This window comes from Pontiella desulfatans (assembly GCF_900890425.1).
GTDB classification, from domain to species: Bacteria; Verrucomicrobiota; Kiritimatiellia; order Kiritimatiellales; family Pontiellaceae; genus Pontiella; species Pontiella desulfatans.
Genome location: NZ_CAAHFG010000003.1, coordinates 184,799 through 206,947, shown reverse-complemented (window position 1 = coordinate 206,947; position 22,149 = coordinate 184,799). Strand labels below are relative to the sequence as shown.

The window sequence follows — 22,149 nt, the reverse complement described above, 5'->3', positions numbered from 1 at the left end:
GCTATTCTCCTTTGAATTGCTTTTGCCCGAAGGTGAAGATGTCGGAATGGGTGCGGGCGTTTTTCATGATGGCCATGATTTGCTCAACGGTTTCCGGGTGCCCGTCGGCCACATTCGTCTGTTCGCCGGGGTCGGCCGACAGGTCGAACAGCTTCATCGGCTCGTTCGGATTCTTGAGCACGTTGTAGCGCACCCCTTTCCACTTGCCCATGCGCACGGCGATGCGTCCGCCCTTTTCATGGAACTCCCAATAGAGATATTTATGCTCCGGCTGGTCGCCCTTGCCGAACAGGGAAGGCACCATGGAAATGCCGTCGGTGTTTTCCGGCGTTGGCACGCCGGCGAGCTCGGTGAAGGTGGGCACCATGTCCCAGAAGGCGGAGATGTGCCCCGAGGTGCTTCCGGCGGGGATTTTTCCCGGCCAGTAGGCCATCATGGGCACATGCACGCCGCCATCGAACAGGTCGCGCTTATGGCCGCGGAACGGCCCGTTGCTGTTGAAGAACGCGGGGTCCGCCCCGCCCTCCTGGTGTGCGCCGTTGTCGGAGGTGAAAATAATCAGGGTGTTGTCGGCGATGCCCAGCTTTTCGGTCAGGGCCACAATCTCGCCCACCTGGTCGTCGAGCAGCGTGATCATCGCCGCGAAGGCCGCGCGCGGCTCGGCCTGCGACTGGTAGCGGCCGAGGCGCAGCTCCGGCCCTTCGTCGCACCCTTCGAACGGCTTGGGTTCCTCGAACCTGCCGCGGAACTGCTGCATGTATGCCGACGGCGCCACCAGTTCGGCGTGGGGGATGATGGAGGCCACATAGGCGAAGAACGGTTTATCCTTGTTGTCCTCGATAAACTGCAGCGTTCGCGCGTGGATCAGCTCCGGGCCGTATTCGCCCTTGGCGGTTCCGGCGTTCCCCTCGAGGATCACCTTTTGATCCTGGTCCCAGAGGTGGTACGGATAGTAGTGGTGGCCGAGGCGCTGGCAGTTGTAGCCGTAGAAGACATCGAAGCCCTGCTTGAGGGGATCGCCTTCGGAACCGGGATAGCCCAGCCCCCACTTGCCGAACGCGCCGCTCACATAGCCGGCGTCCTTGAGCATTTCCGGCAGCAGCACGACCTCCGCGGGAATCGGGTGCTGCCCTTCCGGCATGATTTCCTTGTTGCCGCGAACGAAGGTGTGCCCGGTGTGCTGGCCGGTCAGCAGCGCCGAGCGCGACGGTGCGCAGACCGTGCTGCCCGAATAGTGGTTCTCGAAAAACATGCCCTTCGCCTTGAGCGCATCGATGTGCGGCGTCTTGAAATGCTCCTGCCCGAGGCAGCTCAAGTCGCCGTAGCCGAGATCGTCGGCCAGAATATAGATCAGGTTGGGCTTTTCCGCCCTTGCCGCCGCGCCAAGAAGCAGCGCGGCGAGTATATGTTTAAACATGGCATCTCCTATTGCTTGTTTTCATCATGCCTTCTTCCGTTCCTTCTGGATCGCGGCGGCCTCGGCCTTCGCGTCGTAGCCCGGGTTCGGGCCGGTCGGTTCCGGCGCGTTCGTTTCGTTGCGCCACTCCTTCAGCAAACGGTGCAGCTCCGCCACCTTTTCCGGATGGCTCGCCGCGATATTTTTCCGTTCCCCGACATCGGCTTCAAGATCGTAGAGTTCAATGCGGCCGTCCTCGAAATATTCATGCAGCTTCCATTTGCCCTGCCGAAGCGAGGAGCCCGGCCGCGTGCGGAACAGGGGATCGTGCGACTCATCGTCAACGCCGCTGTATTTCTGGAGGTAGACCGGGAAATGCCAAAACAGGGTGCGCTCCGGAATCGGAGCGGCGCCGGTCAGGAGCGGTACAAGGCTCACGCCGTCGAGCTGCTTGCCCTCCGGCGCCGGCAGCCCGGCGGCGTCGAGGAAGGTGGGATAGAAATCAATTCCAATGACGGGAACCTGGCAGGTCGAATTCGGCTTCACCTTTCCCGGCCAGCGCACCACCAGCGGCTCGCGGGTGCCGCCTTCGAAATAGGACCCTTTGCCCGCGCGGAAGGGCTGCTGGCTGGAGGTCTTGCAGATGCCGCCGTTATCGGAACAGAACAGCACCAGCGTGTTTTCCTTCAGCCCCAGCGCCTCCAGCTCATCCAGGATTCGGCCGATGCCCTGATCCATCTTCTCGATCATCGAGGCATAGACGGCATCCACCTCCTTGCCCCGATACTTTTCGATGAACTCCGGCACCGCCTCCAGTTTCGAGTGGACGGAATAATAGGCCATGTGCAGGAAGAAGGGGCCCTCCTTGTTTTCGCGCATGAACCGGATCGCCTGGTCCGCGAAAATGTCCACCCGGTGCGTGCCCTTGGGGTAGAGGTCGCTGAACGGTTGCATCGGCCCGCTTTGGAAGGGCGAAAAATATCCGCCGCCCGATGGCCCGCCTTCCTTGCCCCCGCCAATGTTCACATCGAACCCCTGCTCCAAGGGGTCCTTGCTCACATGCCACTTCCCGAGATGGATCGACCTATAGCCCGCCGCCTTCAGCGCCTGCGGGATGGCCAGGTTATGCGGGGGAAGGAATAGGCGGTTTTCCACCGGAACGATTTTGCGGTGCTTTGCGCTGCCGCGGTCGGAATTGCCCACCGTGTAGACGCCGTGGCGCGGGCCATACTGGCCGCTGAACACACAGACCCGGCTGGGGGCGCAGTTGGCCGCCGGCGCATAGGCCTCGGTGAACAGCATGCCTTCCGCCCGGAGGCGGTCAATGTTGGGCGTGTGGTAACGCTCCGAGTTGAACCCCACATCCATCACGCCGAGATCGTCGGCATTGAAGTAGACGATGTTGGGTTGGCCCACGCAGGTTATCGCGGCCAGCAAAAAAACGGAAAACATTCGTTTCATCTTGGTAGTCCCTTCCGCTGAAAAATATTGATGGCGGGCGGAACAATCCCCCCACCGAAACAAATCAGCAATTTTTTCATTAGAATTCATACCACCCCCCTAAACGCCCGATCGGCGCGGGGGGTGACAAAAAAAACAAACTCCCCGATGCTGCCCCCTAATTCAGCCAGAAGCTGAAGTAGAGATACATGCCGACGATCAGGACAACGGCAACCGCCGTCAGGACGATATCGAACCGTTCGACCGAGGCGCGGACCTCCTTCTTGTCGAGCGAGGCGTAGGTGAGCCCGGCAATGGATGCTTCGTCCTGGGCGGGATGGGCGAACGAGACGCCGATCACGACCGCGATGCTGATGAGGAACAGCACACCGGAGGCATAGAGGAAATTGAAGTCGCCGATGGCGGCGAGGAAGGCGGGATCGGCCACCTTGGTTGGATCGAGCGTTCCGAACTTGGCCTGGATGGTGAGCTTGGCCATGCCGAGCAGGAAGCCGACCAGCAAGCCCCACATGGCGCCCTGCGCGTTGATGCGCTTCCAGAAGAGGCCGAGCAGGAAGACGGCAGTGATCGGCGGGGCGAGATAGCCCTGCACGCTTTGCAAATATTGATAGAGCCCGCCGCCGGCCACCTTGTACATGACCGGAATCCAGGCCATGCCCAACAGCACGATGATCGAGGTCGCGAAGCGGCCAACCGTCACGAGGTGTTTTTCGGACTGGTTCGGCCGCAGCTTTTCATAGATGTCGACCGTGAAGAGCGAGGCGCAGGAGTTGAACAGCGAGGAGAGCGAGCTCATCAGGGCCGCCAGCAGGCCGCCGACCACCAGGCCGCGCAGGCCGGTCGGCAGCATGTTCATCACCATGGTTGCAAAGACCTGGTCGCCGTCGATCGGGGCCACCTCCACCCCGTTCACCAACTTGGCGGGGATGGCGATGATGCCCTTCTGGTGCAGCGCCCAGCCAATCATGCCGGGGACGAGGAAAATCATGACCGGCCACACCTTGAGGAACGCGCCCCAGATGGCGCCGCGCCGCGCCATGGTGAGGTTCTTGGCGGCGAGCGTGCGCTGGACGATGTATTGGTCGGTACACCAATACCAGATGCCGATGATCGGCGATGCCAGCATGATGCCGAGCCACGGGAAGTCGCCGTTTTTCCACCAGGGCAGCTCCGACCCGGCCTGGACCATCGGGCGCCACAAGGCGAGCTCGGTGGCGCGTTCGCCGCAAACCGCGCGCAGCTCGCCCCAGCCGCCCAGGGCCTTGAGGCCGAAGAAGGTGATGAAGAAGGAACCGATCAGCAGGATGATGGCCTGGGCGGTGTCGGTGTAGAGCACGGCGCGCAAGCCGCCGAAGATGGTGTAGATGCCGGTCAGCACCACGGTCGCGAAGGCACCGATCCAGAACGGGCCCCACACCTGGCCGAAGAGCGTCAGCTGCATTTCGGGCAGCAGGGTCTGGAACACCAGCGCCCCGGCATAGACCGTGACGGACACCTTGGTGAACACGTAGGCAACGAGCGACACGACCGAGAGAATCCAACGCACCTTCGCATTGAAGCGCTTTTCAAGGAACTCCGGCATCGTGAAGACGTTGGCGCGGTAGTAGAACGGAACAAAGACCCAACCGAGCAGCAGCATGACCCACGCATGCATTTCCCAGTGCGCCATCGCCATGCCGGTCGAAGCGCCGGAACCGGCGAGGCCGACAATGTGCTCCGAACCGATGTTCGAGGCGAACAGCGAGCTGCCGATGGCAAACCAGCCAATGTTGCGCCCCGCCAGGAAATAGTCCGCCGACGTATCCTGCTTGCGTGAAGACCACCACACCACGCCAATCAGCGCGGCAAAATAGATTCCGATTACTCCCCAGTCCAATCCCGTCATCCCACTCGCTCCCATTCGTTGCCCGTTGCAGGTTCTTTCTCCATATTGCGGAGATAATGCTGATCCAACAGGAATAGATCAACACTTCCGATGCACGGAATTTCCAAGGTCCGGCCGTCGAAGCACCGGCTAGTATCCGCAGAGACGCCGCAGCTCGGCGAGGTGGTTTTCGTAGACGCCGCGCGGGGTGGTGTTGTGCTCGATGCAGAGCGCGGCGGCGTTGCCGGTGGCAATGCCCATTTGCCCGGTGGTGTTCATGACGCGCGGGCCGCCCAGCCCGACATGCGAACAGCTGAAGCAGCGCCCGGCCATCATCAGGTTTTCGATGTTGCGGGAATAGAGGCAGCGGAACGGAATACGGTATTCGCCTTTGCGCAGGAAGAGCGCCTCGGAGAGGAAATCCACCGGCTTGCCCTTGAGCTTTTCCTGGTAGTGGACGTCGATGGCGCGCTTTTCCGTAACGACCGTATCGGGGAACGTCCGCTTTTCGGTCACATCCTTCATCGTGTAGACATAGTCGCCCACCAGGCGGCGCGATTCGCGCTTGCCGGCAATGTGCGCCACCCATTTGAGTTCCACGGTGGCGTTTTCGGGATTTTTCTTGGCGTTGCTGAACGAGCCGTAGATGGCGCGGAACAGGTGGTCGCGGATCTCCTCGGCATCGTTGATCTGGTGCAGGTCGTTATGCGAAAACTCCCACTGCCATTCGCCGTTGATGGCGGCATGGTCCTTCGCCACATCCATCGCCCACGGCACCTCGGGAAACGACGACGGCTTTTCGAGCCGGTGCGAATTCCAGAGCACCGAGGCCCCCATCACCCGGTTGTCGGGCGTTTCGGGCGACCACAAGTCGCCATGCTTCTCCCAGCCCTCGTCAAATTCGTTCCGGCTTTCCCGGCCGTAGCGGAAATCGGCGCCGGCCCAGAAACCAATCCAGCCGTCGCCCGTGCAATCGATGAAGACGGGGGCTTCGAACCGCAGTGCCGCTCCGCTTTCAATATGCCGCGCATCGACGCTTTTGATGCGGTGCCCATTCATTTGCACACCGTAGGCCCGCCAACAGAGGAATTGCCTAACGTCGCTGGCATCGAGCGTACGGTGCCTTTTTTCCGTGTCCTGAATGGCTTCGGCAGACCCGTTTTTCCAATGCTCGGAATCAATCCCGGAAAGAATCGCTTCGCCCTTCCCATGAATCCCGAGGGTATGCACCCGCACTTCGTCGCTGGCATTCCCGCCCAAACGGGGACGGTCGTGGATCAGCGCCACCTTGAGCCCTTGGCGCTCGGCGGCCAGGGCGGCGCCGCAACCGGCAATGCCGCCGCCGACCACCACCACGTCAAACCTACCGGCCGGGGCGGGTTCCGGCCCGGGTCTTTCCAGCGTATCGGAAGGCGCCGTTTCAAGATCGGTCGAAAACAGGATGGCATCGCAGCGCCCCTCGAAGCCGGTTAGATCCACCAGACGAAGCTCCACGTCCCCGCCGGGGAGTTCGACCGTTCCGCCGTCCTGCCATCCCCAGCCCGTGCGGGTGCCGAATTCGGCGGGAAGCAGGCGGTCGCCGACCTTCACCTTGAAGCGCCCCGGGGCCGGCCAATCGCCGGGCACCCAGTTCCGGGTGCGCACCCAGACCCGGTAGGTTCCGGCAGCAGGGAACGTCGCTCTTCCCCGGGCATCGGCAACCGGTTTGCCCATGCCATGCGCCAGCAAATAGGGGGAGCCCATGGTATGGGTGAACTGCTGATCCACCACCCACCCCCCCTTTTCGGCAAAGGTTTCCACCTCAACCAACACATCCGCAGCCATCGCCGCACCGCCCAATAAAACCACAGCCAAACCCATCAAAATCTTCATCTTCCTCCTAAGCAAATCCACCTGATCCATAATAGGGGACGGATGGCCCCCTCCTCTTCTGACACGGTCGGCCCGGAAATGCAGACATTGGGTTTTCTTTCTGTCCAACGGCACATATGCGAAGCGTCTCATGGTTGAAGTCCGTTGCGGGAGGCGGCATAAAACGAAAGGAGTCTGGTATGTTAACTGCTACTAGAACATCAAAAGTGCCCTTCCAAAAGACCGGGCAAATGAAAGACACACTGAATATGGAAGAATCAATCATCAATCCGACCGACACCATGCAGATCGTGGAATTCCCCCACGATGGCGTAAAGGCCTACTTCACCACGGCGAACACCACCGAAGAAAACATGCACGATGTGTTTGACCGGGTTTCGGCCGAGATGGCCGAACGCGGTGCAAAAATCGCGTTCCAATACCTGTTTGGCGGGCGGCAGTTCTATCCGCAGGCCGTCTCCGCCATCAAGCAGCTCGACTGGCCCCTCACCCTTCTGCATGGCGATGCCTGCTCGGGTTCGACCATCACCGGAACCCAGTTCATCGCCCTTTCCGGCACCGATCTCCATCCCGTCATGGACGGCGACCGCAAGGTCGGCAACTGGTACGACACCGAAGACGCGCGCTATTGCCTGCTCGGCGACATCCGTGCCGACGACCTCACCCTGGGCCGCGAAGAACAGGCGCGGGCCGTCTTCGAAAAAATGGAAAACCTGCTCAAGCAGGCCGATATGGTCTTCACCGATATCGCCCGCACCTGGATCTACCTGAACAACCTGCTCGAGTGGTACGACGAATTCAATGTCGTCCGGACCCAGTTCTTCAAGGAACGCGGCACGTTCGAGAAAATGGTACCGGCCAGCACCGGCATCGGCGCAGGCTCCGCCGCTGGCGAAGAGATGGTTTGCGCGCTTTGGGCCGTTAAGCCCAAGCACGACGGCGTGAAGGTGTTTGCCGTCCCCTCCCCTTTGCAGTGCCCCGCACTGGACTACAAGAGCTCGTTTGCACGTGCGGTTGAAATTGACCAACCCGGCTCGCGGCTCTTAACCATTTCCGGCACCGCCAGCATCGAGCCCGGCGGAAAAACCGTCCACCTCGACGACTGCGAAAAGCAGATCGGGCTGACCATGGAAGTCGTTCACGAAATCCTCAAATCCCGCGGCATGGATTGGGGCGACACCTCCCGCGCCATCGCCTACTTCAAAAACTTCGACGAAGCGCACCTGCTCGCCGAATATTGCACCAAGAACAACCTGCCCGAACTTCCGGTGGCGATTTCGCATGCCGACGTCTGTCGGCACGACCTCCTCTTTGAGATCGAGCTCGACGCCGTCAAGGCCAACTGATCCCATCTCCTCCTAAAGCCCCGACAGCCGTTCGACTGTCGGGGCTTTTTTTTGCTCAGCGGATCGAGCGCCAAAACAGGGCGTTCGCGGATCGCCGTTCATGCGTGCCAACTTGGCGACGCGGACTTCCCAGATCGCGGCCACTTTCGACACCGGCATCTAAACAAGCATGCATATGCATAATTACCGATGCGCATATACGCGTATATCTTGGTACATATTTTACTGGGTTCCGGGCACTAAACTCATATACAATCTTTTAAATATTTCGCCTATCAAACCCAAGAGATTAAACCGGACAGGAATTATGATGACGTTTCAAAACATTAAACGAAGTCTCTTTACATTGGCATTGGGTGCAGTTTGCTCGACTCAAGCTAGCGAAACCTACTGGGTGAACATGAATAGTCCAGTCCAGAACCCACCCTATACCAACGGCTGGAACGAGGCGGCCCACACGCTTCAACAGGTATTGCCCTACGCCCAGGATGGGGATGTCATCTTTGTGATGCCCGGAACCTATTCGCTGGCCTCCTCCATCGTGATCACCAACAACCTGGAAATCCGCAGCTTTCTCCAACCGGAACCCGAACATGTGGTTTTCGATGGGCAGGGTCTGCACACCTGCTTCAATCTGGGCAATACCGACACCCGGCTGCATGCCTTCACGATCCGCAACGCAAAAACGGCGGGCATTCGATGCAGCGGCTCCCAGCCTGCAGTGTATAGTTGCATCGTTGAAGACACGGACGGCACCGGCATGGTTAACGGGCGCGCCTCGGACTGCATTTTTCGAAACAACACCGGCGCCTACTATGGCGGCGGCGCCAATAAAACGGTTGCAACCGGCTGCTCCTTTGTAGACAACGAGGCCTACCAGGGGGGGGGCGGCTACCAGGTTGCGGCCACGGATTGCACCTTCCAAAACAACACCTCTTCCGGAGAGGGCGGCGGGCTTTATTATGGCACGGCCACCAACTGTCTGTTTGTGGGCAACGTTGCGGCCGGAAGCGGCGGCGGATTGTGTTCGTCAACGGCGATCGGCTGCGCAATTAGTGGAAACCGTGCAGGCGGCTATGGCGGCGGGCTTTACTTGTCGACCGCCACCCACTGCACCATCACCGAAAACACGGCCAGCGTCGGCGGTGGAATGGCCTATGGCCAGGCCTACAACTCCATCCTCTGGAACAACACCGCCACCGACAACAGCGCAACGACATACAACACGACAATCCAATCCTGCTGCCTGCCGGACTACACCGCCAACGGCAGCATCACGAACAATCCCCAGCTGCTTTCCATCTCACACCTTGCCGCCACCTCGCCCTGTCTCGGTGCGGGCAACGCCGCCTACGCCGTGGGAACGGATATCGACGGTGAAGAGTGGCTGGCGGCTCCAGCCATCGGTTGCGACGAGATCATCCCCGGGGCTGTAGAGGGCGCGATCATTTGCCGCAACGATCTGCCGGAGAGAATTGCCGAAGGGCAGCCGATTTTCTTTACGGCCTATGTTGAAGGGGCCGTCACCCGAACCGTGCTTGATTTCGGCGACGGCAGTGCCGCCGTCACCAATGCAACCACACTCACTCATTCGCATGCCTGGACCTACGGAAACTATCATGTCGTTCTGACCGGCTATAACGATTCCTACCCCGGCGGCATCTCCACGACCAACACGGTTTTTGTGCGCAGGGATCTGACCACCACCATCTATGTTTCCGATGCGGACGGCAACGACAGCAATGACGGCGAAAGCTGGGCAACCGCCAAGAAAACCATCCAGGCCGGTGTCGATGTGCAGGATTATGCGGGAGGGCTCGTGCTCGTCTCGAACGGCACCTATTCGGTCACGGCCGAAATCATCGTGGAAAAAGACATACGCATCCAAAGCGTCAACGGCGCAACCCTCACCACCATTCAAGGCGACACCCAACATCAATGCCTCTACCTGAATAATCGGAATTGCCTCGTGGAAGGTTTCACCATTAAAAAAGCGGGCGGTTATTCCGTTCATGGAACGTCGGGCGGCGGGGCCATCTATTGCTCCGGCATCAATCCGGTCGTCTCCAACTGCATCATCACCGAAAACAACAGCGGCGGATACGGAGGCGGGGTGATGTGGCGCGGAACGGCCAATAACTGCACCTTTTCCAAGAACACCGCCTCCAATGGCCCGGGGGGCATGCAAAGCGGCAGCGCCAACGACTGCCTGTTTCTGGATAACACGACGGTTAATAATGGCGCGGGCGGGATGCAAGGCGGCATAGCCAACCGCTGCATCTTTAAGGAAAACGAAGGTCCCATTGGCGGCGGCGCACGAGATACCATCGCCAATGACTGCCAGTTTATTCAGAACCTTTCCACCACCCTCGGCGGCGGCATGTATAACGGAACGGCGAATAATTGCGTGTTCAACCAAAACAAAGCGTATCAGGGCGGCGGCGGCACCTATGGTACCAAAGCCACGCACTGCACCATCACCGCCAATCAGGCCGGCACTTCGGGTGGCGGCATGTATGGCGGCACGGCAGACCATTGCATCATCTGGCACAACACCGCGCTGGAGTCGGCGAATGATCTGTTTTCAACCACCGCCAACACCTCCTGTTCCGCCGAGCTGACCCACGGATCAAACGGCAACATCACCAACAACCCGCAGCTCGTTTCGGCCTCCCATATTGCATTGACCTCGCCCTGCGCCGGTTCGGGGACCATTCCCCGCGATACGCTGGATATCGACGGCGAACACTGGCGCAGCATCCCCGCCATGGGCTGCGACGAACCGGCCGATGCGCCGATCGGCGACCTGACCATCACCATCGACGGCCCCTCCGACCTGCCGGCGGGGTTCAAGACCTTCTTCACGGTGGATATACAAGGCGCGCTCTCCGGCGACACCATCGATTTCGGCGACGGAGAAACCGCAATACGAACCGGCATCATCCCCATTTGGCATACCTGGAACGCTCCGGGAACCTACGACATGGTCATCACGGCCTACAACGCCGACCATCCTGCCGGCTACTCCGTCACAAAAACCATCACCGTGTTCGCGGCGGATTTCAGCACCATCTATGTTTCGCCGAACGGCTCCGATGAAAACAACGGACACTCATGGGGCACGGCCAAGAAAACCATCCAGGCCGCCATCGACGAACAGGAATTTCCGGGCGGACGCGTTCTGCTGGCCGACGGAACCTATACGCTCGCCGCCACCATCAAGATCGACAAGGACATTCAGCTACTCAGCCAGAACGGAGCCGCGACCACCATTATTGATGCGGGGAGCCTTCCCGACTACCAGCACTCCCGCGCCATGGAGATCGGCGACAACCACAGCATCATCACCGGCTTAACCATCCGCAACGCCGATTTCACCTGGACCGGCGGCGCCGTCTTTTGCGACTACACCCGCTCCCCCATACTTTCCAACTGCATCCTTTCTGACAATCACGCGGGCACAGCCGGCGGCATGTGCTACGGCACGGCCATCGACTGCGTCTTTTCCAATAACACCGCCTCAACGGGTGCAGGACTCTATTTAAGCCACGCCACCCGATGCGAGTTCATTGCAAACACCGCCAGCGGCAGCGGCGGCGGCATGTATGGCGGAACGGCCGACGACTGCACCTTCATCAAAAACAGAATCTACACGACTGGTTCCAATTATGGCAATGGGGCCGGCATGAGCAAAGGCATCGCGAATAACTGCACCTTCACCCGAAACGATTCCAACGGCTACGGAGGCGGCATAAATGAAGGCACGGCCAACGATTGTCTGTTCATCGAAAATACAGCCGTACACGGAGGCGGCGGCATACGCGATAGCGTGGCCAATCGGTGTTCTTTCATCGAAAATTCAGCAGCAAGCTCTGGCGGCGCCATTCATAACGGAACCGCGACCCGTTGTGTCATCAGCGGAAACCGCGCTACTCTCGGGGGCGGCATGTATGCCGGCTTCGCTTACAACTGCGCCATCAGCGGCAACATTGCCGACGACATCGGCGGCGGCACCCACTCCACCAAACTTTTCAACTGCACCGTCACCGGCAACTCGGCCAGCGATGCGGGCGGGGTATACGGGCAGACCAAAAACTGCATCGTCTGGGGCAATACGGCCACCACCGGGAACAACGATATCAACGACGGAAACATTAACCTCAACTATATCGTCAACACCTGCTCGCCCGACGCGCCGCACGGCACCGATGGGTCCATCACCAACAATCCTTTGCTGGTTTCCGGCTCGCACATTGCAGTAAATTCACCCTGCATCGGCGCGGGTAATGCGGCCTATGCCACCGGAACCGACCTCGACGGGGAAACGTGGAATACGCCGCCCGCCATGGGCTGCGATGAAATCGGCGCCAGCCTTTCCGGCCCCATCGAAATGGCGTTTTACGGTCCATCGCCGATCGCAATCTATATCGAAGGCAACTATGTGGCTCAGTTCAACGGACAGGTCTCCAAAACCATCGTCGATTTTGGCGACGGCACCCGCATCACAAACACAACCGGCGTGCTCTCTCATTCATGGTCCGGACCAAATTCGGCCAACTATGACGTGGTGCTCACCGCCTTTAACGATACCTACCCGTCGGGCCTCTCCCGCACCCAAACGGTGCAAGTGGTCAGTAACGATGATTCGGATATCCATGTGAAACATTTCGGCAACGACAGCAACGACGGGACCAGCTGGGCCACCGCCAAGCAAACCATTCAGGCCGGAGTCGATGCCCAGAATATTCACGGAGGCCGCGTGCTGATCGATGCCGGCACCTACCATATCACCGAACCCATTGTCGTGAACAAAGCCGTTCATCTGAAGGGCGACAACGATGAGATCGTCGGAACTCTGCCGATCCCCGTGATTGATGCCGGCGGCAGCAACCGCTGCTTCCAGCTCGGCTACAGCGCTTGCGTGCTCGAAAACCTCGCCATCCAAAACGGAGCAACGGCTACCGGCGGATCGGGCGACAACATCGGCGGCGGGATTTATTGCCAAAACGGTGCGCCGCGCATCACCTACTCCACCATCTCCAACTGTGCGGCCTATTACGGCGGCGGAGCCTACAAAGGGACGCTCGAAAACTGCACGCTGGCCAACAACACCGCAACCTCCCAGGGCGGTGCGGCGTATCAAAGCATGCTGACCGGTTCAACCCTCAGCGGCAACACGGCTGGTTATGGCGGAGCGCTCTCCGGCGGCACGCTGAACGGATGCATCCTTTCCAACAACACCGCCACCACCCAGGGCGGCGCGGCCTATGACAGCACGGTCCTCTTTTCCACCATCACCAGCAACGCCGCCCCCTCCGGCGGCGGACTCGCCAGCTGCATGGCCGACCGGTGCGATATCAGCACCAATCGAGCCTCGGTCTCCGGCGGCGGGATATTTAACGGAACCGCTCACAACTGCACCTTCCATTTTAACTTCGCCACCCAATATGGGGGCGGAACATACAACACCACCCTCCGCAACTGCACCCTTGTGGAAAACGGCGCCGACACCGGCGGCGGGAGCTATTCCGGCTATGCCTACAACTCCATTATCTATAGCAACTTTGCCTGGACTGCCGGAATCGATCTAAAATATGTCACAGCTAAAAACTCGTGCAGCCCCGATCTAACGCATGGGCCATACGGCAACATCACCAATGCCCCGCTGTTTGTGGCCCATGCCCCGGACTTCCTCATCCGCGGCAGCGGCTACTACCTCAGCATCCTTTCCCCCTGCATCAATGCGGGCAGCAACAGCTATGTCGAATCCGACCGCGACTTCAACGGCTGGGCCCGGATCCTCAATGGAACCGTCGACATGGGCGCCAATGAAAGCTGGATCAGCGGCGGGGATTATGATTCCGATGGAATGGACGATGACTGGGAGCTTGAAAACTTCGGCGGCGTCACCAATGCCGTGGCCGATGAAAACTCCGACAGCGACATCTTCAACAACCGCGATGAATTCATTGCCGGAACCGATCCGCTCGACCCCGACTCCTACTTCCGCATCATCCAACAGGAAATGACCAGCAACACCATCGTGCTGCACTGGGATTCGGTCAACGACCGCTCCTATCAGGTTCTGTGGTCGGACAGCCTGACTAATGAATTCCAAGCCATAGACCCGGTCGTCAACTACCCCGGAAGCTCCTGCGCCGTCGAGAAAACCAACGGCGCCGCCTTCTACAAAATCAACGTTTGGACCGATTAGGGCATTTAACGATTACGAGGCCTTGCCGGAGGGGCGCACGCCGTGCGCCCGGGCGGCGCAAGGGGCCCATCCGCCCCGGAAAGAAGGCCGACTAACTATTTATGGTTTCAAAAAAAATATTAATCCTTGTGCCAAAGCCACCCGCCCCTTACAATTCTGTTCATTCAGGAGGGCGGTTTAAGCCGGCATAGTCCCCATGGGCGCGTGCCCACGCTTCCCGGAGAACTCCCGCCTGAGTTGAAGTAAGGAGTTCACCATGAGTAACGACAAGTTCACTCACATGAAGTTCACAACCGTCGCGTTGTCCCTTGCGACGGCCATGGTATTTCTATCCGGATGCCAAACGGCCAAAACCACCCCTGCGCCGGAAGACGCAGCTGAAGAAGGCGCAGTAACGCAAACGGAAGAAGCCGGCCCCGTCGGACGCTCGGAAATGACCGTGAAGGTGGAAGGCGCAACGTCATCGCAGTCCGGTGACACACTGACCATCAACTACCCGGTCATGAAGGACAAGAATGCCCTCATTCCCGACTGGGTCATCAACCCGGCCATCGGCGGCGTTGTTGGAGCCGTTGGGGTCTCCTCCCCGAAAGGGCTCGGCGTGCGTGAACAGCTGGACGAAGCGCGGCTTTCGGGCCGAATTGAACTGGCCAGCATGCTCGAAACCCGGCTGCAGACGGTCGGGCGCTCCGAACTCGAAGACAACGCCCTCGCAACCGGCGAAGGCCGCAGCGAAAACTCGCGCAGGAGTTCGCTCGCGGTGGATCGGGACATTATGGATATTGTCCTGGCGGGGAGCCGGCAGCGAGCCCTGTGGTTCGATCCGGTGAGCGATGAATGCTTTGTCTGGATGGTGCTGGATGGCGGAGTGCTAACGAAGTCCAAGCACTATGTGGTCGATGGACTCTCCGTCTTCATCTCCAACCAACCCATAAAATCGGAGTACAAGCCGGAGCGCAAGAAACCGGTTGTTCCCCAGGTTACCGTAGAGGCTCCGGAACCGCTTCCGCCTGAGGAAAAGGAACCGGTTGAAAAGCTTGAAGAAAGCCTGAAACCGATCCAGAACATTCCGATCAACCCCGAGGAATAACACAAGGCTGAAGACCATCAATTCAAAGAGGCATAGGTGATCATATGACAACACAACGAAGACCCTGGACTGGACGATGGATTCCCGGCCTCCTGTGCTGCACGGTGCTGCTGGCGGCCGCCGGCTGCCAGACGGCAACCGAAAACACGGAAAAACCCGTTGCAGCAGAAGAAGAACCCGAAGGGGCAACTTCAACGAAGGTAGCGGCGGTGGCCCCAGAAACACGGTCTGAAGCGGCGGTGGCCCCACCGGTCGAGTCGGCCGGGGAAACGCAGGCTCCGGCCACGCTCGCGGAGGAAAAGGGCCCAGGCGATGGGCCTCCGCCCCGTGAATATGTCAAGAGCAAGGTGGAGGCCATCGAAAGCAGCCTGGCACCGTTGAACGCGGTCCCGGCGGCTGCGGCTGAATAACGGATCGAAACCGTCCGACGCTTCCCGGCCTCGTGCCGCAGATAGGACAAAGGCAGTTACCCGCCGGTGCAATCCGGCGGGTTTTTCTCGTCTGCGTACCGCATTCTGGATGCAACCGAGCCTAGATGCGTGACTGGGGTTAAGACTGTTGGTCAAACCAGTTGTCCTTAACTCGGGAATGGAACCACGGATGAACACATAGGGACGCTGATATTCAAGAAGACACGAAATTTATCCCACCCTCCCTGTGGGTTGGATATCGGTTAAGCATATTCTGTTTGGGGTTCTGTACTACTATCCGTCAATTTCTTATTTTCCTGACAAGTTTTCACCACCCGCTGCGCTAGAGGACACTGAGGCTCAGAGGATTAGGATGCTCTGTGTCTCTGAGATCTCTGTGGTAAATAATCCGTGTCTTCGGTGTTCATCTGTAGCTTCAAATAATTTGGTTGCGGCACCGCTGCTCCAGGTTCTCTGTGGTAAAAAAATCCGTGTCTTCGGTGTTCATCAGTGGTTCTAAACAATTGGGTTGCGGCTATGCCGCGCTAGGTTCATCTGTGGTTCATTTACGTTTCCAGGGTTGCGGGAGGCACCCCGACCTGTTGTTCGATATCGAACTCGACACCGCTATTCCCCCGCTAGATTCATCAACCTCCCCATCAGACGAATGCCCGGTTTTCCAGGGCATTCGTTTTTTTTGTGGCAAACGGTACTGAAATCGTGCCATAAAGCCCCGCCTATGAATGATTCAACGCCCATGACCCACCGCGAACGCTTCCTGCGCGCCTGCCGTTGCGAAGCCACCGACCGCCCGCCCATTTGGATGATGCGCCAGGCCGGCCGCAGCCTGCCCGAATACCGCGAGCTCAAGCAAACACGCAAATTCACCGAGCTGGTGCAGGATCCGGCCCTGGCCGCCGAGGTCACCCTCCAGCCCATCCGCCGCTTCGGCTACGATGCCGCCGTCATTTTTTCCGACATCCTCGTGATTGCGGAGGCCATGGGCCAGAAATACGAGCTACTCGAACAGGGCGGCGTCAAGATGGACTTCCAGCTCAACTCGCGGGCCGATATCGACAGGCTCAACCCCTCGAATGTGCTCGACCACATTGGCTACACGCCCGAGGCCATCCGCGTCACCCGCAAGGAACTCGGCGACGAGCGCGCCATCATCGGCTTCGCCGGTTCCCCCTGGACGCTCGCCTCCTTCATGGTCGAGGGCGGCAGCTCGCGCGAAAACCTTCGCGCGCGCGCCATGGTCTACAACGAACCCAGGCTATTCTATACCCTGCTCGAAAAAATTACCGAAGCCACCATCACCTACCTCAAGGCGCAGATCGAAGCCGGGGCCGATGTCATCCAGATTTTCGATAGCCAGGGCGGCACCCTGGCCCCCGGCCTGTTCTGGAAAATCTCGGGACTCTGGATGCAGCAGATCATCGATGCCATCGGCGGAGAGGTGCCCACCATTGTCTTCGCGCGCAATGTGCACCACAACTGGAAAAAGGCCGTCCAGACCGGCGCGAACGTGCTGGGCATCGACTGGAGCATCGGCCTCCGCCAAACCGCCCGAACCATACCCGCCGATGTCGCCGTGCAGGGCAACATGGATCCGGCACTGTTGCTCGCCAAGCCCGAAGTGGCCGCGGCGGAAGCGGCCCGGATTTGCGAAGAAATGCGCCGACGCAATGGCTTCATCTTCAACCTCGGCCATGGCGTCCCGCCGGATGCCGACATCGCAGCCATCCTGGCCGTTGCCCAAACCGTACAGAATTTCGAATGAACCCAATCACGATCAACCTAGACCTGCTTCGGAAATACAACCAACCGGGGCCGCGCTACACCTCGTACCCGCCGGCCACCCACTTCACGGAGGGGTTTTCCGCCAAGCACACTTGCGCAAGTGTGCTTGCACCGCTCTCGCTCTACTTCCACCTCCCGTTCTGCTCCTCGCAATGCCTCTACTGCGGCTGTACCAACATTGTTACCGGCAACCTGGCCAGGAGCGCCGAATACCTGGGCTACCTGGAAGCTGAACTGGCCTTGCGGACGCCCTTCGTGGCCGAAGGGTCGAAGGTGGTGCAAATCCAACTCGGCGGGGGAACGCCCACCTTTTTCCAACCCAATGAACTCGAACGCCTCGGCCAACTGATCCGGGATCGCTTCCCAATGGCCGAAACCATCGAGGCCGGCGTCGAAACCGACCCCCGCTCGCTAACGCTCGAAAAGATCGAGGCACTGCGCGCCGCCGGTTTCAACCGGGCCTCGCTCGGCGTGCAGGACACCTGCCCCGAAGTGCAGCAAACCATTGGCCGCATCCAGCCGCTGGAACTGATCGGCGAGAGCACCCAGTGGCTGCGGGAGAGCGGGATGGAGTCGATCAACTTCGACCTGATCTATGGACTTCCCAACCAAACCGTGGAATCGTTCAACCGCACGCTGGATGAAGCCCTAACGTTTTCGCCCGATCGCTTCGCGGTCTACAGCTATGCGCACATCCCATGGATCAAGACGTTCCAGAAAAGCTTTGAAGACCGCCTGCCCGATGCGGAGATGAAGCTGAAACTGCTCCAGCTGACCATCGAAAAACTCACCGGGGCCGGCTATGTCTACATTGGCATGGACCACTTTGCGAAACCGGACGACGCCATGGCGCTGGCGCTGGCCAACGGAACCTTGCAACGCAACTTCCAAGGCTACAGCACCCATAAAGGCGTCGACATCCATGGCTTCGGCATGTCGTCGATTTCGCACGTCAACGGAAGCTATTTCCAAAACCACAAGGAAATCGAGCCCTACTACGCCGCACTCGATGCCGGCGAATTGCCGATCGTGCGCGGCTATGCCATGACCGAAGAGGACAAGATCCGCCATACCGCCATCATGCACATCATGTGCAACCTCTACATCGACTATGCCCAGCTCTCCGAAGAAATAGGCATCGACTTTGCCAAACACTTCAAGGCCGAGATTTCCTCGCTCGACGACCTCGAAGCCGACGGCCTTGTTAAGCGCGAACCCGGCGGCCTGCACGTCACCCCGCTCGGCCGCCTCTTCGTCCGCATCGTCGCCATGCGGTTCGATGCCTACCTCCAGGCCGAACAACGCAAAGGCCGCTATTCGCAGACCGTGTAGATACGTTCGTGGTCCTGCCTTTAAAAAATTCGTTGTCCCGCCTTTAGGCGGTTTCGGGGAATCGGTCTTGACCACAAGGAATCGGAAACACGACACATCGATTACGAATACGGAAGGATGGGAATGAACCATGGATGAGGTTTTTGATTTTAGTTCATTGGTTGCGCTGTGCCGCGAAACCCATACGACGATGCAGCAACGCGCGGCTCGCTCGGTCAACATCGAGCTGGTGGTGCGCAACTGGCTGTTTGGCTGGTATATTGTGGAGTATCAGCAGAACGGTGCGGATCGGGCGGAGTATGGCGAGGCTGTGCTGAAAAAGCTGTCGAGGGAACTAACGACTGGCTTGGGGCGTGGTTTTTCGGTGGATTCCTTGGAGCTAATGCGCCGTTTTTTCACGGTATATCAGGGGTTTGTCGCCGACGAACGAATTTCCGAGACACTGTCTCGGATTTCTCTTTTGCCAAATTCCGAGGCGGTGTCTCGGAAATCAGATATTCGGCAGACACTGTCTGCGGAATCTGCTGGTGGAATCTTGGAGCTGTTGGCCAACCAGTTTCAACTGAGCTGGTCGCACTATGTCAGCCTCCTGACGATCGAGCGTCCGGAGGAGCGCCGATTCTATGAGATCGAGGCGGCGGCCAACGGCTGGAGCGTGCGTGAACTGGAGCGGCAGATCGGGAGTTCCCTTTTTGAACGGTTGGCGCTAAGCCGCAATAAGGAGGAGATCCGCACGCTTTCCAAGGAGGGCTTGGTGTTGGAAAAAGCCGCCGACCTGATCAAGGATCCGCTGGTGCTGGAATTCCTGGAACTGGAGCAACGGGCATCCTATTCCGAGGATGAGTTGGAAGAAGCCATCATCGACAAGCTGGAGCAGTTCCTTCTGGAGCTGGGCAAGGGCTTCCTCTTCGAGGCGCGTCAGAAGCGCTTCACCTTCGACAACGACCATTTCTATGTTGACCTGGTTTTCTACAACCGCCTGCTGCGCTGCTATGTCCTGCTGGATCTCAAACGGGACAAACTCACCCACAAGGATCTCGGCCAGATGCAAATGTATGTCAACCATTTCGACCGCCATGTGAAAACCGAGGACGAGCAACCCACCATTGGCATCGTCCTTTGCCACCGAAAGAACGATGCGTTGGTCGAGCTGACCCTGCCGAAAGATGCCAATATTTTCGCCTCCAAGTATCAGCTATACCTGCCCTCCAAAGAAGAACTCAAAAAACAGATGCAACTTATTACCGAAGAGTTGGAGCGGGATACCAAACGATGAATACGTCCGAACAACCTGAGACAAAACCGGCATGAATCTACTACGAAAACTTCTGTTGGAACGAAAAGGCCGACGACCGCCGTTTTTGAAGGCGCCGTTGAATGCTCCGGGCGCTTCGCTACGGGAGCAACTGGACGAGAAGGTTGATTCGTTCGCAATGGGTCTTGTTTCGGGACCCGCCGCCTTGTTGGCTGCTACTGGATTGATTCCTTTACTGAAATCCATAACCAGCCTCTTCATTCTCTATACAGTTGTTCTGGCCGTATGGCTGGGCTGGCTCCTGTTCAAGGGACGGAAGCTGTTGGAGGAAATCCGAACAACACGTTTGGGTTATCTGGGCGAAGTCCTTGTAGGCCAGGAGCTGGAACGCACCCGCCTTAGGGGCTGCTCGGTCTACCACGACATCATCGATGACAAACCAAAATTCAACATCGACCATGTCCTAATCGGCGAGGTCGGGGTGATGGTGTTTGAAACGAAAGCGCGCTCCAAGCCTCTTAAAGGTGATGTGTCGATAAAATACCAGGATGGGCACCTTCTGTTTCCGAACGGGTATAAATCAACAAATGAACTGAACCAAGCCAAACGGAATGGGAAGCATATCCAGAAGCTGTTACTGCAACTCATCAACGACAGCAACAAAGCCTCGCTGAGGAAATTCACGGCCAAGAATCCAGTGCCGCTGGAAACCTGCCTTGTGTTTCCCGGATGGCATGCCGACTACCAATCCGCTTTCGGGTCGGGCGTCAACCTGAGCAACGACAAGATGCTGTTCAACTTTGTTTCGTCGCAATGCGCCCAACACCAGCGCCTGTCGCAAAAGGAAGCCGCCGATCTCAATGAAGTTTTTGATAAATACCTTCGGTCAAAAAAAGAGCACCTGATCGAGGTTTAAAGAGTTCACCAGCTATGAAACTGAGCGCGTCAAAGGCAGAACGGGATTTCTCTGAAGGTAGGTATTGCCTCTACTGCGAAGGGAAAGCTTCTGCCGGGATTCTTCCGTTCGTCCATTATCTGCGCGACCGCTACGGCATTGCTTTCTGCCTGCTGGCGGCCAGCACTCCGGCTTATGACGAATACACGACGCGTATGTTTGAACTGCTGCGGGACTGGTTCGGCAAGGATGTTTTCCATGAAGCCCAGGAGACGGTCGGCATCGACCCCGGCTGTTTTCCAAGATGGCCAGCGGCATTGGAGCATACCAGGATCCGAATGTTTGCCGACCATGGCTGTTGTCTTTGGGATCGAAACGGCTGCGGCACCTGGCTCGAATCCATTACCGGGACGGAGCAGGAACTGGACAACCGGCTGGAGGCCTGGGCAGATCGCTACAGTACGGTGGCCGACACGGATGACCACGGGAAATGGTTTGTCCCTTGTTCACCGGAGGAGTTGCGCTCCTATAACGAAGAAGGCCGGGCGCTGGCGCATGAAGTCTGTCAGTTGCTGCCGGACACAACCATCTTGACCTATGCGCGTGTGATGGAGAATGCCTTTTGGGGCGAATGCATGCGCATTGACCCGGCCACCATGGACAACGGGTAGCGCACCAGACCCCCACATCAGGGCGCGAAAGACCATCCACGAACAGGGTCTCGTTTCCGTCCTGATGCAAATCCACGACGATATCCTCGAGCGCCTCGTCGCCCTCAACGCCGCCCACGCCGCCGCCGAGGCGCAAGGCACCATCCGCTGGCTCCGCCCCGAATTCCAATGCCTGGAAGCCGTCCCGCAAAGGGCGAGCTGGACGTACGTGGGGCAGGCTTTCCAGCCTGCCCATCCGCGCAAGGGTAGGCAGGAAAGCCTGCCCCACATAAACAACCCTGGCAGAAAGCCCTGCGCGACCAGGTGCAGGCCTTGCGCATGGACGGCGGGCGGTATGCTTCAGTGTAGAGCAAGCGTCCCGCTTGCTTCAGACTGTTGACAAAGTAACACCGTCACGAACAGGCGATGATCCCACGAGTTTGGGAGACAGGATAATTTAGTGACAGAATAATTTAAAATCCTTCAGTAGGAAGGTGTAATGAAAATCATTCTGTCCACTCTCCCACGCAAAGCAGGTCGCTATACAGCACAGGGTTTCTC

At 58.7% G+C, this 22,149-nt stretch carries 13 protein-coding genes; 9 read left to right on the top strand and 4 right to left on the bottom strand.

The window, feature by feature from the left end; genetic code table 11:
• Nucleotide 1 precedes the first annotated feature (1 nt).
• The 4 genes from E9954_RS21935 to E9954_RS21920 form a co-directional block, all read right to left on the bottom strand.
• Nucleotides 2–1,417 carry an arylsulfatase gene (locus tag E9954_RS21935; RefSeq protein ID WP_136081432.1) on the bottom strand — a complete coding sequence of 472 codons (1,416 nt, stop codon included), beginning with the start codon at nucleotides 1,415–1,417 and terminating at the stop codon, nucleotides 2–4.
• A gap of 24 nt (nucleotides 1,418–1,441) precedes the next feature.
• A complete protein-coding gene (locus tag E9954_RS21930; protein WP_136081431.1) occupies nucleotides 1,442–2,857 on the bottom strand; it encodes a sulfatase in 1,416 nt (471 codons plus the stop codon).
• 157 nt (nucleotides 2,858–3,014) lie between these two features.
• Nucleotides 3,015–4,742, bottom strand: a complete 1,728-nt coding sequence (locus tag E9954_RS21925) for a sodium:solute symporter (protein ID WP_136081430.1) — start codon at nucleotides 4,740–4,742, stop codon at nucleotides 3,015–3,017.
• Nucleotides 4,743–4,871: 129 nt separating this feature from the next.
• Nucleotides 4,872–6,593, bottom strand: a complete 1,722-nt coding sequence (locus tag E9954_RS21920) for an FAD-dependent oxidoreductase (protein ID WP_222847278.1) — start codon at nucleotides 6,591–6,593, stop codon at nucleotides 4,872–4,874.
• A 230-nt stretch (nucleotides 6,594–6,823) separates the two neighbouring features.
• On the opposite strand from E9954_RS21920, the gene E9954_RS21915 reads away from it, so the two are divergent.
• From E9954_RS21915 to E9954_RS21875, 9 genes are all read left to right on the top strand, one after another.
• Nucleotides 6,824–7,939, top strand: coding sequence for a RidA family protein (locus E9954_RS21915; protein ID WP_136081429.1), 1,116 nt, complete (start codon nucleotides 6,824–6,826; stop codon nucleotides 7,937–7,939).
• A 400-nt stretch (nucleotides 7,940–8,339) separates the two neighbouring features.
• Nucleotides 8,340–14,153, top strand: a complete 5,814-nt coding sequence (locus tag E9954_RS21910) for a right-handed parallel beta-helix repeat-containing protein (protein ID WP_168442497.1) — start codon at nucleotides 8,340–8,342, stop codon at nucleotides 14,151–14,153.
• Between the two features lie 256 nt (nucleotides 14,154–14,409).
• Nucleotides 14,410–15,243 carry a hypothetical protein gene (locus tag E9954_RS21905; RefSeq protein ID WP_136081427.1) on the top strand — a complete coding sequence of 278 codons (834 nt, stop codon included), beginning with the start codon at nucleotides 14,410–14,412 and terminating at the stop codon, nucleotides 15,241–15,243.
• Nucleotides 15,244–15,287: 44 nt separating this feature from the next.
• A complete protein-coding gene (locus E9954_RS21900; RefSeq protein WP_136081426.1) occupies nucleotides 15,288–15,653 on the top strand; it encodes a hypothetical protein in 366 nt (121 codons plus the stop codon).
• 739 nt (nucleotides 15,654–16,392) lie between these two features.
• On the top strand, nucleotides 16,393–17,436 hold the full coding sequence (gene hemE, locus E9954_RS21895) for a uroporphyrinogen decarboxylase (protein ID WP_168442496.1): 1,044 nt from the start codon (nucleotides 16,393–16,395) through the stop codon (nucleotides 17,434–17,436).
• Complete coding sequence (hemN, locus tag E9954_RS21890; RefSeq protein WP_222847277.1) at nucleotides 17,433–18,788, top strand: oxygen-independent coproporphyrinogen III oxidase; 1,356 nt, start codon at nucleotides 17,433–17,435, stop codon at nucleotides 18,786–18,788. Before hemE ends, hemN begins: the two co-directional genes overlap by 4 nt.
• A 130-nt stretch (nucleotides 18,789–18,918) precedes the next feature.
• On the top strand, nucleotides 18,919–20,064 hold the full coding sequence (locus tag E9954_RS21885; protein ID WP_136081424.1) for a PDDEXK nuclease domain-containing protein: 1,146 nt from the start codon (nucleotides 18,919–18,921) through the stop codon (nucleotides 20,062–20,064).
• Nucleotides 20,065–20,095: 31 nt separating this feature from the next.
• On the top strand, nucleotides 20,096–20,959 hold the full coding sequence (locus E9954_RS21880) for a nuclease-related domain-containing protein (protein ID WP_136081423.1): 864 nt from the start codon (nucleotides 20,096–20,098) through the stop codon (nucleotides 20,957–20,959).
• A 14-nt stretch (nucleotides 20,960–20,973) separates the two neighbouring features.
• A complete protein-coding gene (locus E9954_RS21875; RefSeq protein ID WP_136081422.1) occupies nucleotides 20,974–21,609 on the top strand; it encodes a hypothetical protein in 636 nt (211 codons plus the stop codon).
• Nucleotides 21,610–22,149: the final 540 nt, after the last annotated feature.

What these genes read in the sequence shown, in the direction of transcription:
- E9954_RS21910 (WP_168442497.1), top strand. Translation starts at nt 8,340, where the DNA reads ATGAATAGTCCAGTCCAGAACCCACCCTATACCAACGGCTGGAACGAG.
- E9954_RS21885 (WP_136081424.1), top strand. Translation starts at nt 18,919, where the DNA reads ATGGATGAGGTTTTTGATTTTAGTTCATTGGTTGCGCTGTGCCGCGAA.
- E9954_RS21900 (WP_136081426.1), top strand. Translation starts at nt 15,288, where the DNA reads ATGACAACACAACGAAGACCCTGGACTGGACGATGGATTCCCGGCCTC.
- E9954_RS21925 (WP_136081430.1), bottom strand. Translation starts at nt 4,742, where the DNA reads ATGACGGGATTGGACTGGGGAGTAATCGGAATCTATTTTGCCGCGCTG.
- E9954_RS21915 (WP_136081429.1), top strand. Translation starts at nt 6,824, where the DNA reads ATGAAAGACACACTGAATATGGAAGAATCAATCATCAATCCGACCGAC.
- E9954_RS21920 (WP_222847278.1), bottom strand. Translation starts at nt 6,593, where the DNA reads ATGAAGATTTTGATGGGTTTGGCTGTGGTTTTATTGGGCGGTGCGGCG.
- E9954_RS21935 (WP_136081432.1), bottom strand. Translation starts at nt 1,417, where the DNA reads ATGTTTAAACATATACTCGCCGCGCTGCTTCTTGGCGCGGCGGCAAGG.
- E9954_RS21905 (WP_136081427.1), top strand. Translation starts at nt 14,410, where the DNA reads ATGAGTAACGACAAGTTCACTCACATGAAGTTCACAACCGTCGCGTTG.
- hemE (WP_168442496.1), top strand. Translation starts at nt 16,393, where the DNA reads ATGAATGATTCAACGCCCATGACCCACCGCGAACGCTTCCTGCGCGCC.
- E9954_RS21880 (WP_136081423.1), top strand. Translation starts at nt 20,096, where the DNA reads ATGAATCTACTACGAAAACTTCTGTTGGAACGAAAAGGCCGACGACCG.
- hemN (WP_222847277.1), top strand. Translation starts at nt 17,433, where the DNA reads ATGAACCCAATCACGATCAACCTAGACCTGCTTCGGAAATACAACCAA.
- E9954_RS21875 (WP_136081422.1), top strand. Translation starts at nt 20,974, where the DNA reads ATGAAACTGAGCGCGTCAAAGGCAGAACGGGATTTCTCTGAAGGTAGG.
- E9954_RS21930 (WP_136081431.1), bottom strand. Translation starts at nt 2,857, where the DNA reads ATGAAACGAATGTTTTCCGTTTTTTTGCTGGCCGCGATAACCTGCGTG.